General features: G+C 60.6%; 16 protein-coding genes (1 of these 16 only partly in view). 9 read left to right on the forward strand and 7 right to left on the reverse strand.

The window, feature by feature from the left end; genetic code table 11:
• Both J3P94_RS24095 and J3P94_RS24100 read right to left on the reverse strand, forming a co-directional pair.
• Positions 1–1,465: the 5' portion of a CoA-acylating methylmalonate-semialdehyde dehydrogenase gene (locus J3P94_RS24095; protein ID WP_434569905.1), read on the reverse strand. The gene continues 29 nt to the left of window position 1, outside the view; only the first 1,465 of its 1,494 coding nucleotides appear in the window; it begins with the start codon at positions 1,463–1,465; its stop codon lies off the left edge, out of view.
• 63 nt (positions 1,466–1,528) lie between these two features.
• Entirely contained in the window at positions 1,529–2,878 is a 1,350-nt protein-coding gene (locus J3P94_RS24100) for an aspartate aminotransferase family protein (RefSeq protein WP_434569906.1), read from the reverse strand.
• Between the two features lie 121 nt (positions 2,879–2,999).
• Between J3P94_RS24100 and J3P94_RS24105 the strand changes: the two genes are divergently transcribed.
• The 5 genes from J3P94_RS24105 to J3P94_RS24125 all read left to right on the forward strand — a co-directional run bounded on the left by J3P94_RS24105 (position 3,000) and on the right by J3P94_RS24125 (position 7,940).
• Positions 3,000–3,920 (forward strand): LysR family transcriptional regulator, encoded by a 921-nt coding sequence (locus J3P94_RS24105; RefSeq protein WP_434569907.1) that lies wholly within the window; start codon positions 3,000–3,002, stop codon positions 3,918–3,920.
• Positions 3,921–4,025: 105 nt separating this feature from the next.
• Positions 4,026–4,676 (forward strand): TetR/AcrR family transcriptional regulator, encoded by a 651-nt coding sequence (locus tag J3P94_RS24110; RefSeq protein WP_305497021.1) that lies wholly within the window; start codon positions 4,026–4,028, stop codon positions 4,674–4,676.
• Between the two features lie 6 nt (positions 4,677–4,682).
• Positions 4,683–5,276 (forward strand): IMPACT family protein, encoded by a 594-nt coding sequence (locus J3P94_RS24115; protein WP_434569908.1) that lies wholly within the window; start codon positions 4,683–4,685, stop codon positions 5,274–5,276.
• A 446-nt stretch (positions 5,277–5,722) separates the two neighbouring features.
• Positions 5,723–6,409: an SDR family oxidoreductase gene (locus J3P94_RS24120; RefSeq protein WP_434569909.1), complete on the forward strand. Its 687-nt coding sequence runs from the start codon at positions 5,723–5,725 to the stop codon at positions 6,407–6,409.
• 172 nt (positions 6,410–6,581) lie between these two features.
• Complete coding sequence (locus tag J3P94_RS24125; RefSeq protein ID WP_434569910.1) at positions 6,582–7,940, forward strand: 8-oxoguanine deaminase; 1,359 nt, start codon at positions 6,582–6,584, stop codon at positions 7,938–7,940.
• A 119-nt stretch (positions 7,941–8,059) separates the two neighbouring features.
• Here J3P94_RS24125 and J3P94_RS24130 read toward each other — a convergent pair whose 3' ends face one another.
• Entirely contained in the window at positions 8,060–9,151 is a 1,092-nt protein-coding gene (locus J3P94_RS24130; protein ID WP_434569911.1) for a calcium:proton antiporter, read from the reverse strand.
• A gap of 187 nt (positions 9,152–9,338) precedes the next feature.
• Here J3P94_RS24130 and J3P94_RS24135 point away from each other — a divergent pair, with 187 nt between their 5' ends.
• Positions 9,339–10,292 carry an adenosine deaminase gene (locus J3P94_RS24135; protein WP_434569912.1) on the forward strand — a complete coding sequence of 318 codons (954 nt, stop codon included), beginning with the start codon at positions 9,339–9,341 and terminating at the stop codon, positions 10,290–10,292.
• Positions 10,293–10,348: 56 nt separating this feature from the next.
• On the opposite strand, the gene J3P94_RS24140 is transcribed toward J3P94_RS24135, so the two are convergent.
• Complete coding sequence (locus J3P94_RS24140; RefSeq protein WP_434569913.1) at positions 10,349–11,731, reverse strand: MFS transporter; 1,383 nt, start codon at positions 11,729–11,731, stop codon at positions 10,349–10,351.
• Positions 11,732–11,820: 89 nt separating this feature from the next.
• Complete coding sequence (locus J3P94_RS24145) at positions 11,821–12,555, reverse strand: ArsR/SmtB family transcription factor (protein ID WP_434569914.1); 735 nt, start codon at positions 12,553–12,555, stop codon at positions 11,821–11,823.
• Between the two features lie 321 nt (positions 12,556–12,876).
• On the opposite strand from J3P94_RS24145, the gene J3P94_RS24150 reads away from it, so the two are divergent.
• Positions 12,877–13,890 carry a zinc-binding alcohol dehydrogenase family protein gene (locus J3P94_RS24150; protein WP_434569915.1) on the forward strand — a complete coding sequence of 338 codons (1,014 nt, stop codon included), beginning with the start codon at positions 12,877–12,879 and terminating at the stop codon, positions 13,888–13,890.
• Positions 13,891–14,034: 144 nt separating this feature from the next.
• Positions 14,035–14,205, forward strand: coding sequence for a hypothetical protein (locus J3P94_RS24155; protein ID WP_305497035.1), 171 nt, complete (start codon positions 14,035–14,037; stop codon positions 14,203–14,205).
• A gap of 1 nt (position 14,206) precedes the next feature.
• Here the strand turns inward: J3P94_RS24155 and J3P94_RS24160 are convergent, their stop codons facing one another.
• Both J3P94_RS24160 and J3P94_RS24165 read right to left on the reverse strand, forming a co-directional pair.
• Positions 14,207–15,409, reverse strand: a complete 1,203-nt coding sequence (locus J3P94_RS24160) for a multidrug effflux MFS transporter (RefSeq protein ID WP_434569916.1) — start codon at positions 15,407–15,409, stop codon at positions 14,207–14,209.
• Positions 15,410–15,504: 95 nt separating this feature from the next.
• Positions 15,505–15,702 (reverse strand): heavy-metal-associated domain-containing protein, encoded by a 198-nt coding sequence (locus tag J3P94_RS24165; protein ID WP_434569917.1) that lies wholly within the window; start codon positions 15,700–15,702, stop codon positions 15,505–15,507.
• A 148-nt stretch (positions 15,703–15,850) separates the two neighbouring features.
• Here J3P94_RS24165 and J3P94_RS24170 point away from each other — a divergent pair, with 148 nt between their 5' ends.
• Positions 15,851–16,234, forward strand: coding sequence for a hypothetical protein (locus J3P94_RS24170; protein ID WP_434569918.1), 384 nt, complete (start codon positions 15,851–15,853; stop codon positions 16,232–16,234).
• The last annotated feature ends 71 nt before the right edge of the window (positions 16,235–16,305 follow it).

The raw sequence follows: 16,305 nt of genomic DNA on the forward strand, positions 1-16,305 counted from the left end.
CCTCGTGGCTGGCACGCTGCGGCCAGCGCTGGGTAATGGCCTTGCGACGGGTATAAAAACGCACCCCGTCCGGACCGTAGGCATGCAGGTCGCCAAACAATGAACGCTTCCAACCGCCAAAGCTGTGATAGGCAACAGGCACTGGCAATGGAACGTTTACACCGACCATCCCGACTTCGATCTCATCGCAGAACAACCGTGCCGCCTCCCCATCCCGGGTAAAGATACAAGTACCGTTGCCATATTCGTGATCATTGATCAGTTGCATCGCCTCTTCCAGGCTATTGACCCGGACGATACACAGCACCGGCCCGAAGATTTCCTCCTTATAGATACGCATCTCGGGCGTTACGCGATCAAACAGGCAACCGCCCAGGAAAAACCCTTCTTCATGCCCAGACACACTCAAGCCGCGACCATCGACAATCAGCGAGGCGCCTGCTGCCGCACCCTCTTCTATATAGCCGCTGACTTTGTCCCGATGCTGGCCGGTCACCAACGGCCCCATGTCCAGACCGCAAGACGTACCGGCACCGATCTTCAGTGCCTGGATCTGCGGCACCAACTTGGCCACCAGCGCATCCGCCACCTGATCGCCGACACACACCGCCACCGAAATCGCCATGCAACGCTCACCGCATGAACCGTAAGCTGCGCCCATCAGCGCGCTGACGGCATTGTCCAGGTCGGCATCCGGCATCAACACCGCATGGTTCTTGGCACCGCCTAGCGCCTGAACGCGTTTGCCGCGACGAGTACCTTCGGCATAGATGTACTCGGCAATCGGCGTCGAGCCAACAAAGCTCAGCGCCTTCACTTCCGGCGCTTCGATCAGTGCATCCACGGCTGCCTTGTCGCCATGGACCACGCTCAACACCCCCTTGGGTAGACCTGCTTCCAGCAGCAACTGGGCGATCAGCAGCGTCGAACTCGGGTCACGCTCGGATGGCTTGAGGATGAAGCAGTTACCGCAGACGATTGCCAGCGGATACATCCACAGCGGCACCATCGCCGGGAAATTGAACGGGGTGATGCCCGCCACCACGCCTAAAGGTTGAAAGTCTGACCAGGCGTCGATGTTCGGTCCTACGTTACGGCTGTATTCGCCCTTCAGGATTTCCGGCGCTGCACAGGCAAACTCGACGTTTTCGATGCCGCGCTTGAGCTCACCGGCGGCGTCTTCGAGGGTCTTGCCATGTTCTTCGCTGATCAATTGGGCAATGCGCGACTCGTTCTGCTCCAGCAACTGCTTGAAACGAAACATCACCTGGGCACGCTTGGCCGGCGGCGTGTTGCGCCAGGCCGGGAAAGCCGCCTTGCCGGCATCGATGGCCTGCTGGACAGTTGCGCGATCCGCCAGCGGGACCTTGTGGATTGCTTGCCCGGTGGATGGGTTGAAGACGTCGGCCGTGCGTGCGCTGTCGCTCAGCAATTCGCCATTGATCAGATGCGGGATGAGGCTCATGGGGACTCCAGACAATTCGCTCGCCAGACGCTCTTGAACGAGCGTCTCTATGTAAGAAAGAAATCAGTCGATTTTATTCAGCACGTCACCGACCGCATCGAACAGACGATCCAGATCCTGCGGCTTGCTGTTGAACGTTGGTCCGAACTGCAGGGTATCGCCGCCGAATCGCACATAGAAACCGGCTTTCCACAGGGCCATCCCGGCCTCGAACGGACGCACGATGGCGTCGCCGTCGCGCGGGGCAATCTGGATCGCCCCGGCCAGGCCGAAGTTGCGAATGTCGATGACGTTCTTCGAGCCTTTCAAACCATGCAAGGCACTCTCGAAATGCGGCGCGACCTCGGCCACGCTTTGCACCAGGTTTTCCTTCTGCAACAGATCCAGTGCCGCAAGGCCAGCCGCACAGGCCACCGGGTGCGCCGAATAGGTATAGCCGTGGGGAAACTCCACCGCATATTCGGGCGTCGGCTGGTTCATGAACGTCTGGTAGATTTCCGAACTGGCAATCACCGCCCCCATGGGGATGGCGCCGTTGGTGACCTGCTTGGCGATACACATCAGGTCCGGAACCACGCCAAAGCTATCCGCGCCGAACATCGAACCGGTGCGACCGAAACCGGTAATGACCTCGTCAAACACCAGCAGGATGTTGTGCTGGTCGCAGATCTGCCGCAGACGCTTGAGATATCCCTCAGGCGGGACCAGGACCCCGGCGGATCCGGCCATCGGCTCGACAAATACGGCCGCAATGTTGGAAGCGTCGTGCAGCTCGATCAATTTCAGCAGCTCATCGGCCAAGGCGATGCCACCTTCCTTCGGCATGCCACGGGAATAGGCATTGCTGGCCAGCAAGGTGTGGGGCAGATGATCAACGTCCATCATGGCCTGGCCGAACAACTTACGGTTACCACTGACGCCGCCCAGGCTGGTGCCGGCGATGTTCACGCCGTGATAACCACGGGCACGGCCGATCATCTTGGTCTTGGTGGCCTGTCCCTTGAGGCGCCAGTAGGCACGGACCATCTTCACTGCGGTATCGGCGCACTCGGAACCGGAGTCGGTGAAGAACACATGGTTGAGGTTGCCCGGGGTCAGGCTGGTGATTTTTTCCGCCAGTTGGAACGACAGCGGATGGCCGTACTGGAATCCCGGGGAATAATCGAGGGTGCCCAATTGCCTGGCGACCGCCTCCTGGATTTCCTTGCGAGTGTGCCCGGCGCCACAGGTCCACAAGCCCGACAACGAATCGTAGACCTTGCGCCCCTTGTCATCCGTCAGCCAGCTACCCTCGGCGGCGACGATCAAGCGGGGATCGCGTTGGAAATTACGATTGGCCGTGTAGGGCATCCAGTGGGCATCCAGCTTGAGCTGGCTGGCCAGGGAACCGACAGCGTGTTCGGGCATGTTCATCGACAAAACCTCGCAGGGTATGAGCGGCATGAAGCCAAGGCGTTCTTGCGGCTACGTTGCCACGACGATAAAGTCGGTGAAACCCAGCTTTTCTAACCTTCAGTCAGCGGACCACTAAACTATGAGCGCTCGTCGTCCCGATCCACTGGCCCAAGTCAGCGACTTCGATATCCGCTTGCTGCGCATTTTCCGCAGCGTGGTGGAATGCGGCGGGTTTTCGGCAGCGGAAACCGTGCTTGGCATTGGCCGCTCTGCCATCAGCCAGCAGATGAACGATCTGGAGCAGCGTCTTGGCCTGCGTCTGTGCCAGCGTGGGCGCGCGGGCTTTTCACTGACGGAGGAAGGGCGGGAAGTCTACCTATCGGCATTGCAGTTATTGAGCGCGCTGGAGAGCTTTCGCACCGAGGTCAACGGCCTGCACCAGCATTTGCGCGGTGAGTTGACCATCGGCCTGACGGACAATCTTGTCACCCTGCCCCATATGCGGATCACGCATGCCTTGGCCCAGTTGAAAGAACGCGGGCCGGACGTGCAGATCCAGATTCGCATGATCGCTCCCAACGAAGTCGAACAAGGCGTGCTCGACGGGCGCCTGCATGTCGGCGTAGTGCCCCAGGCCAGCGCCCTTTCCGGACTCGAATATCAACCGCTCTACAGTGAACGCTCGCTGCTGTACTGCGCAGTAGGTCATCCGCTGTTTTATGTGGACGACCAACAGCTTGAAGACGCTCGGCTCAACAGCCAGGACGCCATCGCGCCAACCTTTCGCCTGCCCGCCGAGATCCAGGCTCACTACCAGGCACTCAACTGCACCGCCAGCGCCTCGGATCGCGAAGGCATGGCGTTCCTGATCCTCACCGGACGTTACATTGGTTATCTGCCAGATCACTACGCCAATCTATGGGTTCAGCAAGGACGGCTGCGAGCCCTCAAGCCCTTGGCACGTTTTTATGATCTGAGCCTGGCGTCGGTCACACGCAAGGGTCGCCGCCCGCACCTGGTGCTGGAAAGTTTTCTCGAAAACCTGGCGGCAACCCGCTGACATTTTTGCAGTACACAGCTTTTATGGCAGCAGCACTTGTCGGATCCGCGCCGGTGCGCTATGAACGCACTTGCCCGCCCCCACAGACCCAGCCCGGAAACGTCCATGACCTTTGAAGTTCCTGCCCATGGTGGCAAGCCTACCGGCCGTATTCGTCAAAAAAACGAGGAAACCATCCTCAGGGCCGCCGAGGATGAGTTCGCCCGGCACGGCTTCAAGGGCACCAGCATGAACGCCATCGCCTTGAAGGCCGGATTGCCCAAGGCGAACCTGCATTACTATTTCACCAACAAGCTCGGGCTCTACGTCGCCGTGCTGAGCAACATCATCGAGTTGTGGGACAGCACTTTCAACTCCCTGACCGCCGAGGATGATCCAGCGCAGGCTTTGACCCGCTACATTCGCGCCAAGATGGAATTCTCACGGCGCCAGCCCCAGGCATCGCGCATTTTCGCCATGGAAGTGATCAGCGGCGGCGAATGCCTGAGCGAGTATTTCAACCAGGATTATCGCGCCTGGTTCAAGGGCCGCGCGGCCGTGTTCCAGGCCTGGATCGATGCGGGCAAAATGGACCCGGTCGATCCGGTTCACCTGATTTTTCTGCTGTGGGGCAGCACCCAGCATTACGCCGATTTCGCCACTCAGATCTGCCGCGTGACCGGGCGTAGCAAATTGACCAGGCAAGACATGATCGACGCCGGCGACAATCTCATCCGCATCATTCTCAAAGGCTGCGGCCTGACACCAGACCTCTAGGACTCCATGCCTTATACCCTTGCCGGCTTTTGCGAATACCGTGAAGAAATCCGCAAAAGCCGTTTCATCACCTTCGCCGCCCCCATCACCAGCCCCGCCGAGGCCCAGGCCTTTATAGAGCGGCACAGCGACCTGAACGCCACGCATAATTGCTGGGCATGGAAACTGGGCGACCAATATCGCAGCAGCGACGATGGCGAGCCGGGCGGCACCGCCGGACGCCCGATCCTCGCGGCCATCCAGGCCCAGGATTGCGATCAGGTCGTGGTGCTGGTCATACGCTGGTACGGCGGAATCCAGCTGGGTACCGGCGGTTTGGCCCGCGCCTATGGCGGCGGTGCGAACAAATGCCTGCAAACTGCCGAGAAGGTTGAGTTGATCAGCCGCGTAGCGCTGCGTTGCCTGTGCGGTTTCGCCGAGCTGGCCCTGGTGAAACTACGGATAGCCGAATGCGGCGGTCTGGTCCTCGCCGAGGATTTCACCGCCAACGGCGTGGAACTTCAATTGGCAGTCGGTGAAGAACACATCGAGAGCCTGCAAACGCGACTGGCCGACTTGAGTCGCGGACAGATACGACTTGAGCGCCCGGCAGCCTCATGAAAAAAAGGCACAGGTTTGCCCACATGCGCTGTGCACCTGCCTGTGGATAACCTGGGCGCATCCAGCTGTAACCCTTCTGTCATGCGGGTTTTCGAGCATTGTTCATTTTTCATACAAAAATTCGCCGATCCGGCGAATCCGTCAAAAAAACAAATAGTTGCGATGCTTTATCGCCTTTAGAAGAAAGCCGCACAGGGCTTATGCCCGAGTTTCAGGCTTGCGCACAATAACTGTGGAGCAACCTGTGGATAACCCGTTCATGGCTCCAGCCGCCCCAAGAACAGCATGGCTTGCAGCCGTCTGATCATTTTTTAACCAGACATAATAAGGACCTGAACCTGATCGAAACCGCATGACCGCTCCCGACACGTTGTGCCGCAAGCTGAAACAACCGCCCGGGCAATGTTGTCCATTAACTCCGTGACTTTTCTTTCAAGGAAGCATTCATGAATTCGGCAAAAACCGCATTGATCATCGGCGCCTCTCGGGGACTGGGCCTCGGCTTGGTGAAGACGCTTCTGGGTGATGGCTGGAACGTGACCGCCACGGTACGTAACCCACAGAACGCCGAGGCCTTGAAGGCGCTGGGCCCGGTGCGAATCGAAAAGCTCGATATGGACGACCAGCAAGCGGTCATCGCCTTGAGCCAGCAGCTCAGGGACCAGACCTTCGACCTGTTGTTCGTCAATGCCGGCGTCAAAGGCCCCGACAACCAGAGCCCGGGCGGCGCAACGCTGGCTGAGGTCGGTCAGCTGTTCTTCACCAATGCCGTGGCACCGATCAACCTCGCCCAACGCTTCGTCGGGCAGATCCGCGACGGCAGCGGCGTGCTGGCCTTCATGAGCTCGGTGCTGGGCAGCGTGACCATGCCCGACGCCCCCGAACTGGCGCTGTACAAGGCCAGCAAAGCCGCGCTCAACTCCATGACCAACAGTTTTGTCAGTCAGCTGGGCGAGCACGCATTGACCGTGCTGTCGCTGCACCCGGGCTGGGTAAAGACCGACATGGGCGGCGAAGGCGCGGCCATCGATGTCGAGACCAGCACCCGTGGGCTGATCGATCAAGTCAATGCCTTTGCCGGCAAGGGTGGGCATCACTTCGTCAATTATAAAGGCGAGACGATTGCCTGGTAATCACCCCGATACCCCTGGAGCATCCATCCTGCAGGACTTTTGTCGGGCACTGGAAATGTGTCCGGCAACCTGAGTACACTCCGAACCGCGCCCTCCAAGGCGCCCCTGGATCAGCAGACAGGGCATCACTGAGCTGGCTAACCTGAACCCACTTTCAGAGGAGCCGGCCACCATGCCTGCGACCCGTACCTGGTTAAAAAATCCCCTCGCCATTTTCACGGCCAACGGCCTCGATGCCCGTGGCGGTCTCGTCCTGCAGGACGGTGTGATCGTTGAGCTGCTCAGCGCCGGGCAACAGCCCGCACAGCCTTGTGACACCGTGTTCGATGCTCGAGAACACGTGATCCTGCCGGGGCTGATCAACACCCATCATCACTTCTACCAGACCCTGACCCGCGCCTGGGCACCCGTCGTAAGCGAGCCGTTGTTCCCATGGCTGAAGACCCTCTATCCGGTGTGGGCGCGGCTGACTCCGGAAAAACTCGCGCTGGCGAGCAAAGTCGCGTTGGCCGAACTGCTGTTGTCGGGTTGCACCACGGCGGCCGATCACCACTACCTGTTTCCCGAAGGCCTGGAAAACGCCATCGATGTGCAGGTGCAATGCGTCGGTGAGCTGGGCATGCGCGCAATGCTGACCCGTGGTTCCATGAGCCTGGGCGAGGCCGACGGTGGCTTGCCGCCGCAGCAGACCGTGCAGCAGGGCCAGGTGATTCTCGACGACAGCCAGCGACTGATCGCTCGATACCATGAGCGCGGTGCCGGCGCGAAAATCCAGATTGCCCTGGCGCCTTGCTCGCCGTTTTCGGTCACGCCCGAGATCATGCACGCCAGCGCCGAGCTCGCGGAAAAGCTCGACGTACGCCTGCATACCCACCTGGCCGAAACCCTCGACGAGGAGGACTTCTGCCGGCAGCGCTTCGGCCTGCGCACCGTGGACTACCTCGACAGCGTCGGCTGGCTGGGCCCACGTACCTGGCTAGCCCACGGCATTCATTTCAATCCTGACGAAATCACCCGTCTCGGCGCCGCCGGAACCGGCATCTGCCATTGCCCCAGTTCGAACATGCGCCTGGCCTCGGGCATTTGTCCGACGCTTGAACTGACCGCAGCCGGCGCGCCATTGGGCCTTGGGGTGGACGGCTCGGCGTCCAACGATGCGTCGAACATGCTGCTGGAAACCCGTCAGGCGCTATACATCCAGCGCTTGCGCTATGGCGCGCAAGCGATCACGCCGGAAAAGGTGCTGGGCTGGGCGACCCGAGGCTCGGCCCAATTGCTGGGACGCAGCGACATCGGCGAACTGGCAGAGGGCAAACAAGCCGACCTGGCGATGTTCAAGCTTGATGAGTTGCGCTTTTCCGGCAGCCACGATCCGATCTCGGCCCTGCTGCTGTGCGGCGCTGATCGGGCGGACCGGGTGATGGTCGCGGGTCAGTGGAGAGTGATCGATGGACAGGTCGAAGGGCTGGACCTGAAGGGCTTGATTGCCGACCACAGCCAGGCGGCGCGGGAGCTGATCGCGGGTACCTGACCCGACCAGAAAACCTGCGGGAACGAGCCTGCTCACGATAGCGGTTTCATATCCGGCATTGATATTGACTGACCTGGCCTCATCGCGAGCAGGCTCGCTCTCACAGGGCTGTGACAGGCTTAAAGACCGAGCAACGACAACATGATAAACGTGGCAAACAATACAAAGTGGGTCATACCCTCGATGGCGTTGGTTTCGCCATCATTGAGGTTGATGGCGCTGACGATCAGGGTGATGAAGATCATCACCGTCTGCACCGGGGTCATCGCCATCTGGAAAGGCTGGCCGGTGTAGAGGGCCATGGCTTCCATCACCGGCACCGTCAGGATCACGGTGGACAGCGACGCGCCCAAGGCGATGTTCACCACCGACTGCATGCGATTGGCCAAGGCTGCGCGCAGGGCGGTGAGAATTTCCGGCGCAGCGGAGATGACCGCCACCAGAATTGCCGTGACCACCGGCGGCGCGCCGGAGCCTTCCAGCCCGAGGTCGATAGCCTTGGACATGACTTCGGCCAGCGCACCGATGACCACCACGCCGAACACCAGTGCGCCGATGGAGAACGCCAGGCTGATGGGTTTCGGCTCGGCTTCCACCGGTTCCTTCCTGCGGCGTTTTTCCGGGTAGCTGTAGCTGAAGAAATAGCTGTGTGGCCCCACCTGCATGCGCAGAAACAACGTATACAAGACGATCATCGCGCCGATGGTGAATGCCGAATAATGCTTCCAGTTTTCCTGCGGAATAAACTCCGGCACCACCATCGACACGCCCATGGCGGTGAGGATCATCACGCTGTAGGTACGCGCCGAATCGTCGTTATAGACCTGCTCGCCGTGCTTGAGCCCACCCATCAGCGCCGCCAGCCCGAGAATGCCGTTGATATCGAGCATCACCGCCGAATAGATGGTGTCCCGTACCAGGGTCGGCGACGCCTCGTTACTCATCATGATCGCCAGGATCACCACTTCCACCAGCACCGCCGACAAAGTCAGGATCATCGTGCCGTAAGGATCACCGACCTTTTCCGCCAGCAACTCGGCGTGATGGGCCACGCGCATGGAGGCGGCTACAATGAAACCGATCAGCACCAGGCCGCCACCCAACGCCACGACCTGCCCGCTGCCCAGCAGCCAATGCTCCAGCGGGTAGGCGACAAAAGCGGCAAGCAGGGCCAGCAGCAGCAATTTTTCTTGCTTGATCAACGTCAGCATTGTGGGCCTATCGCCATGGACGGGTCATGAGCTACTAGACTGTGACGTGACGGGAACGTTTCCTTCGGATGTGCCGTAGCTGTCGTTCAGGCTTGCGCGGTTAGTGGATCAGCCGGTCAGGTTTTACCAGACATCGGCGTCCACCCCTGTAGAATGCCCGCCATTGATTCGCTGATGAGAAAAAAACATGTACGACTGGCTTAACGCCTTGCCCAAGGCTGAACTGCACCTGCACCTAGAAGGCTCGCTGGAGCCCGAGCTGCTGTTTGCCCTGGCCGAACGCAACAAGATCGCCCTGCCGTGGAGCGACGTGGACACCCTGCGCCAGGCCTATGCCTTCAACAATCTGCAGGAGTTTCTCGACCTGTATTACCAGGGCGCCGACGTGCTGCGCACTTCCCAGGATTTCTACGACCTGACCTGGGCCTACCTGCTGCGCTGCAAGGCACAGAACGTGATTCACACCGAACCGTTCTTCGATCCGCAGACCCACACCGACCGGGGCATTCCATTCGAAGTGGTGCTCAACGGTATTGCCGCCGCCCTCAAGGACGGTGAGCAACAACTGGGCATCACCAGCGGCCTGATCCTGAGCTTCCTGCGTCACCTGAGCGAAGAGCAGGCGGAAAAAACCCTCGACCAGGCGCTGCCCTTCCGCGACGCGTTCGTGGCCGTCGGCCTGGACAGCTCGGAGATGGGCCACCCGCCGAGCAAGTTCCAGCGGGTGTTCGACAGGGCGCGCAATGAAGGCTTCCTGACCGTCGCCCATGCTGGCGAAGAAGGCCCTCCCGAGTACATCTGGGAAGCCTTGGATCTGCTGAAAATCCAGCGCATCGACCACGGCGTGCGAGCCATCGAAGACGAGCGGTTGATGCAGCGGATCATCGACGAACAGATCCCCTTGACGGTTTGCCCGTTGTCCAACACCAAGCTGTGCGTGTTCGATGATATGTCGCAGCACAACATCCTCGACATGCTCGAACGCGGCGTGAAGGTGACGGTGAACTCCGATGACCCGGCGTACTTCGGCGGCTACGTCACCGAGAACTTCCACGCATTGCACACGCATCTGGGCATGACCCAGGACCAGGCCAGGCGGTTGGCGCAGAACAGCCTGGATGCGCGGTTGGTGAAACCTTAAGACTGGCGTTCAGCCCCTGTGGGAGCGAGCAAGCTCGCTCCCACAGGGGCTTGTGTTTAGTCAGCGACCGTACCCTCGCTCAACTCCTCCAGCGTCTTGCCCCGCGTCTCCATTCCAAACAACCAGACCACGCCCGCCGCCACGGCAAAACACAGGGCGCCAAGGGCGAACACTCCGCCCTGCCCGGTGATCGGAAAGACCAAGCCGGTCACCAGCGGTCCAAGCAGCGAACCGATGCGACCGACCGCCGAGGCAAAGCCCGACCCCGTGGCTCGCGCCGAGGTGGGATACAGTTCCGGGGTGTAGGTGTAGAGCACTGCCCACATGCCGAACAGAAAAAATTGCATCAGCAGCCCGGAGCTGATCAGCAGCGTGACATTCCCGCCAAACACCGCGCTTTGGCCATAAAGAAATGCCATGACCCCGCCGCCCAGCAGCGTGATGACACACACCGGTTTACGCCCCCACCGCTCCACCAGCCAGGCCGCCATCAGGAAACCGGGAATCCCGCCGAGGGAAATCAGCACCGTGTAATAAACCGACTGGGTCACCGCAAACCCCGACTGCTGCAGCAGCGCGCTGAGCCAGGACGTCAGCCCGTAGAACCCAAGCAAGGCAAAAAACCAGACGCTCCAGATCACCATCGTGCGCTGGCGGTACAGCGGTGACCAGATCTGCGCCAGAGCCGAAAAGAAATTGCCGGGCGCCGTCGCCAGTGTCGGCAGGCGAATCGGTTCGGGCAGGTCCTGGCGACCCAGCGAGGCCCGGACCTTGTCCTCGATCCGCTTGAGCACGGCATCCGCCTCGGCGCCCCGCCCCGCCTGTTCCAGCCAACGTGGCGACTCGGGGATGAAGAAGCGGATCACCAGGACGAACACCGCCGGCACCGCCAACACTAGGAAAATGTCCCGCCAGCCGATCAGCGGCAGCAGGAAATACGACAGCACCCCCGCCGCCACGAAGCCCAGCGGCCAGAAGCCATCCATCAAGGCGATGTAGCGTCCGCGCTGCCTCGCCGGGATCAGCTCCGAGAGCATCGATTGGGCAATCGGAAACTCCATGCCCATGCCGACGCCCAACAGGATGCGAAACAGCGTCAGCATCTCCACGTCTTGGGCGGTGGAACACAGGTAACTGGCGAGCCCCCACAAGACGATGCTCCACTGGAACACCGGTTTGCGTCCGAAGCGATCGGCAAGCAGTCCCGACAACGAGGCGCCCAGCACCATGCCGAAAAAGCTTGAACTGGCCAACAAACCGGCCTGGGCGGCGCTCAAGCCGAACTCGGTTCTGATCGAGCCCAGCAGGAACGTCATCATGGCCAGATCCATGGAATCAAAGAAAAAAGCCAGCGCGATAATAATGAAGATGACCCGGTGATAGCCGCTCATGGGCAACCGCTCAAGACGTTCCGCTGCACTGTAAACGTGAGTGTCCATTATTGCGTTCCCCCCATCCGATAGAACCTCGGACCGAGTGTGCGCGAACCTCACGGGCGGCTATTGCTGATAACGACCTGTGTACCGCTCTAGAGCGCCATTTCCAGAACCTCTTGCCTGGCGAATCGATGGATTTCCTGTTGACCGAGCGCGGTTACCTGCAACGCCCTGGAGTCGTTGGGCAGGCTGAGCCAGCCGGACTGCATGAACAATTGCAGCAGTGCCGCCCCCAGCGCCCCTCCCAGATGTGGACGACGTTCGCTCCAGTCGGGGCAGGCGCAGGCCATACGCGTCTCGCGATAAGCCAGTGCCTGGATGAACAGACCTCGCCCAGCCAGTTGGCTGGCACCTTTATGCGTGACGACCACCCGATGCTCAAGCTGTTCGAGCCATCCGGCTTCCAGCAGCCGCTGATACAGGTCCGCTGCCAGTGTGCCACCCAGGTGGTCATCGCAAAGCCTGGCCCGCATCAACGAAGCGGGTGCCGTCGGCGTCCTGTTAGGCATGAGGCTGCGCTTGAAGACTTCCGGAACCTGTCGCGGCGTGCTGGCCAGGGTTGCGCTCGCCAATGCATCGACGGCAGCGCCGATCTCGGGTGCCGCCAGGCGAAAAAACCGCTTGCGGCCACGGATCTCGACCTTCACCAGGCCACCGGCAGACAGACGTCCCAGATGGGCATTGGCCGAGGACGGCGAAAGCCCGGCCAGCAAGGCCAACTCTTCAGCTTGCCGGGCCGTACCGTCCATCAACGCCCACATCATTGCGCTGCGCTTGGGGTCGGCCAGCAGCGTGGCGATCTGGCTGATGCAAGGTGCATGTTCCATGTATTCACTCCCTGTTGAATCGTTCGTCTACTGCTCTGGGCCTACTGAGCCGTAATGAGGTGCCGGCCGGTTCCTGGCCGGTTGCAGCCGTGCTCGATGCCATGCCGATACAGGCGGCCGCTAGTATAAGCGTGCGGATCGCGGTTGCCTGTCCTCCGGAAACCTTTGGAGGCGATTGTTCGTGAGGGAAAAGTCTCTATTTATCCGCGACTATGGTCATTATCAAAAAATCATTGAAAGAGCCTGTCGCTCCAGCTGCTTTAATCTCGCGCCTGAATAGCCAAACATGGGCTTCATCGAACCCCCTTACGGAGCTGCTGTATGAAAGCCATCGCGTATTACCAATCGCTGCCTATCACCCACCCGCAGTCGCTGCAAGACATCGAGTTGCCCGAACCGGTCGCCGGCCCCCGCGACCTGCTGGTGGAGGTCAAGGCCATTTCAGTCAACCCCGTCGACACCAAGGTCCGCCAGAACGTCCAGCCCGAAGCAGGCGCGGCCAAGGTGCTGGGTTGGGACGTGGCCGGCGTGGTCAAGGCCGTAGGCAGCGAAGTCACGCTGTTCAAGGCCGGAGACAAGGTGTTCTACGCCGGTTCGATCGCCCGGGCCGGAGGCAACAGCGAGTTGCACGTTGTCGATGAGCGCATCGTCGGTAATATGCCGACAACCCTCGGTTTCGCCGAAGCGGCCGCATTGCCGCTGACCGCTATCACCGCCTGGGAATTGCTCTTTGATCGATTGCAGATCAAGGAAGGCCAGAGCGATCTGGGCCAGAGCCTGCTGATTGTCGGCGCCGCCGGGGGTGTGGGTTCGATCCTGACGCAACTGGCCCGCCAACTCACCGGACTGAACGTCATCGGCAGCGCTTCCCGGCCGCAGACCCAGGAATGGGTGCAAGGCCTTGGCGCCCACCTTGTCGTGGATCACAGCCAGCCGCTGAGCGAAGCACTGAAGGAGGCGGGCCAGGCCCAAGTGACCCACGTTGCCAGCCTGACGCAGACCGATCAGCACCTCGACCAACTGGTCGAAGCCCTGGCGCCCCAAGGCAAACTGGCACTGATCGATGATCCCAAATCGCTGGACGTGACCAAGCTCAAGCGCAAGAGCTTGTCGTTGCATTGGGAGTTCATGTACACCCGTTCACTGTTCGAGACCGCCGACATGCTTGAACAACACAAGCTGCTCAACCGCGTGGCCCGACTGATCGATGCCGGCACGTTGAAGACCACGGTGGGCGAACATTTTGGCACCATCAATGCCGAGAACCTGCGCCGGGCTCACGCGTTGCTGGAAAGCGGCAAGTCCAAGGGCAAGATCGTGCTAGAGGGATTCTGACTGCAGCGGGCTGTTGCCCTGCAAACAATCCTGTGGGGCAACTGCACCGTTAGTCCGACAATTGACCGTCGTCACAATTGCGCTGGCATTCGGGTCTACACTCGAGGCCTTTGCAACGCAATCTTTTACGTGAGGAGGCCAGCAATGAAGATCCTGATAAAAGAGGTGGCAAAATCCCAATGGCAAGTGCGTCTTGACCAGCACGTCGTGACCTTTCGCTCAGAAGCCGAGGCCCAGGCTTTCGCCGCGACCTTGCAAGCGCGCATCCATGCACCGCATCAATTTCCCGAACATCAGCAGCGTGCCGCCAGCTGACTCAGTTCTGCTGGCCCGCCTGAGCGAGCGCCCGGGCGTTCTGCAGCCGACGGGTCAGCATCGCGGCACCCACCACCAATAGTCCGCACAGGCTGATTACCATCGCCATCGGCACCGCCGTGCCGTCATGCAGCGCCGCCACCAGTGCGGCGGCCCCGGCGGCTACGGAAAACTGCAGGCACCCCAGCATCGCCGAAGCGCTACCGGCCCGGGCCCCCTGCCCGTTCATGGCGCAGGCCGATGCATTGGGAAGGATGCAGCCAAGGCTGGCTATGCAGATGAACAATGGGATCAGTAACGGCCACAAACGCTCCGGCTGCAAGGCGCTGACAGCCAGTAAACTGAGCCCGGCTATCCAGTAGACCCAGACGGCGCGAGCCAGCAAAAATGCCGGGCCTCGCCTGGACAACAAGCGGGCATTGACCTGGGCCACCAGGATGAAACCCGCCGCGTTGGTACCGAACAACCAGCCGAAGTGTTCGGCCGGTACGCCGTAAAGCTTGATGAAGACAAATGGCGAACCGGCGATGTAGGCAAACATCCCGGCAATCGCGATGCCGCCCGTCAGGGCATGCCCCAGGAAGATCGAGTCTGTGAGAAGCCGACCGTACTGACGCAACGCGCCCGATAACGGTTGCCGAGGTACATGGGCCGGCAGGCTCTCCGGGAGCCACAACGCGACGGCCGTCGCCGCGAGCGCGCTGAACAAGGTCAGGCCGATGAAAATCGATTGCCAACCGTACAGGTTCACCAGCAAGCCGCCGAGCATCGGCGCGAGGATCGGCGCCAGGCCCATCACCAGCATCAGTTGCGAGAACACCTTGGCCGAGCCCACCGCGTCGCATTTGTCGCTGACTACCGCCCGGGAGATCACCATCCCGGCACAGCCGCCCAACGCCTGGACGAAGCGAGCGCCAATCAGCCATTCGAGACTGGGCGCATAGGCACAGGCCAGCGATGCCACGGTGAACAGGCCGACGCCTGTCAGCAGCGGGATACGTCGTCCAAAGCGATCCGCCACCGGCCCGTAGGCCAGTTGCCCGAGGGACAGCCCGAGGAAGTAGGCGGCCAGGGTCAGCTGGACATGGTTTTCATCGGTGCCAAAGGCGATCGCCATTGCCGGGAAGGCCGGCAGATAGAAATCGATCGCCAAGGGACCAAAAGCGCTCAAGGCGCCAAGAATCAGAATGGTACGGAGGTTCATCGGGCGTCCAGCTCAGGCGTCAGTCGGCAGCCCGACAGTCTAGCCGGGCTTGGCGCTCTTGAACATTCCGATAGCTCGCTAACGATTGAAAAGTTTCAAGCAAGACTGGCTTCGTAACCCTCTTCCCTGATTGCCTCGATTACGGTATCGGACGACAACTTGCTTTGGACCTCAACAGTCTTGGCGCCCAGATCCACCTTTACCTCGGCGTCCGGGTCCTTGGCTTGAAGAGCCTGGGTGACGGCCTTTACGCAATGACCGCAGGACATGCCTTGAACATTGAAAATCTGCATGAAAATGACTCCTTGGTTTGAGGTTGTGCGCAGTTTCAGGCTTGCCATCATGGCAAGGTCAAGTTCTGACGGAAACTGCCGGGCTGGCAATCGGCTGCGCGCTCGGCCAAGCTGCACACATCAAGGATTTAATACCGGAGGTTCAGCCATGCGCTGGTCAGCGTTCAGCCTGTTTTGCATGCTCGGTTTTTCTGCATTGGTGCCCCAGGCATCGGCCGCCGGCGAAGATTTCGGTGTGCTGATCATTTCCCGCGAGCGCCTGGAAGTGTCGACCAGCTGCGAAATCGGCATCTACATTCAGGACCAGCTCGCGGCCAGGCTGTTCCAGGAGCAGAGCACTTCATTCAATTTGCCGCCGGGGCAGTTCTCCTTGCGCCTGAAATTGCTGCCAGGCCAGGCGCCGGGTTGCAACCCAGGCATGCTTGCCCCCGGTTCGCAGAACATCACGCTCAAGGCCGGCGACATCCTGAAGTACCGCATCGCCATGACACATGAGGGCATGTACCTCAAGCAGGCTGATCTCGGTTACTGACCTCGCGAGTCCTTGTGGGAGCGAGCCTGCTCGCGAAAGCGGTGCGATAGCCGATGAAGATATTGGCCTTA

This window comes from Pseudomonas sp. Z3-8 (assembly GCF_051131975.1).
GTDB lineage: Bacteria > Pseudomonadota > Gammaproteobacteria > Pseudomonadales > Pseudomonadaceae > Aquipseudomonas.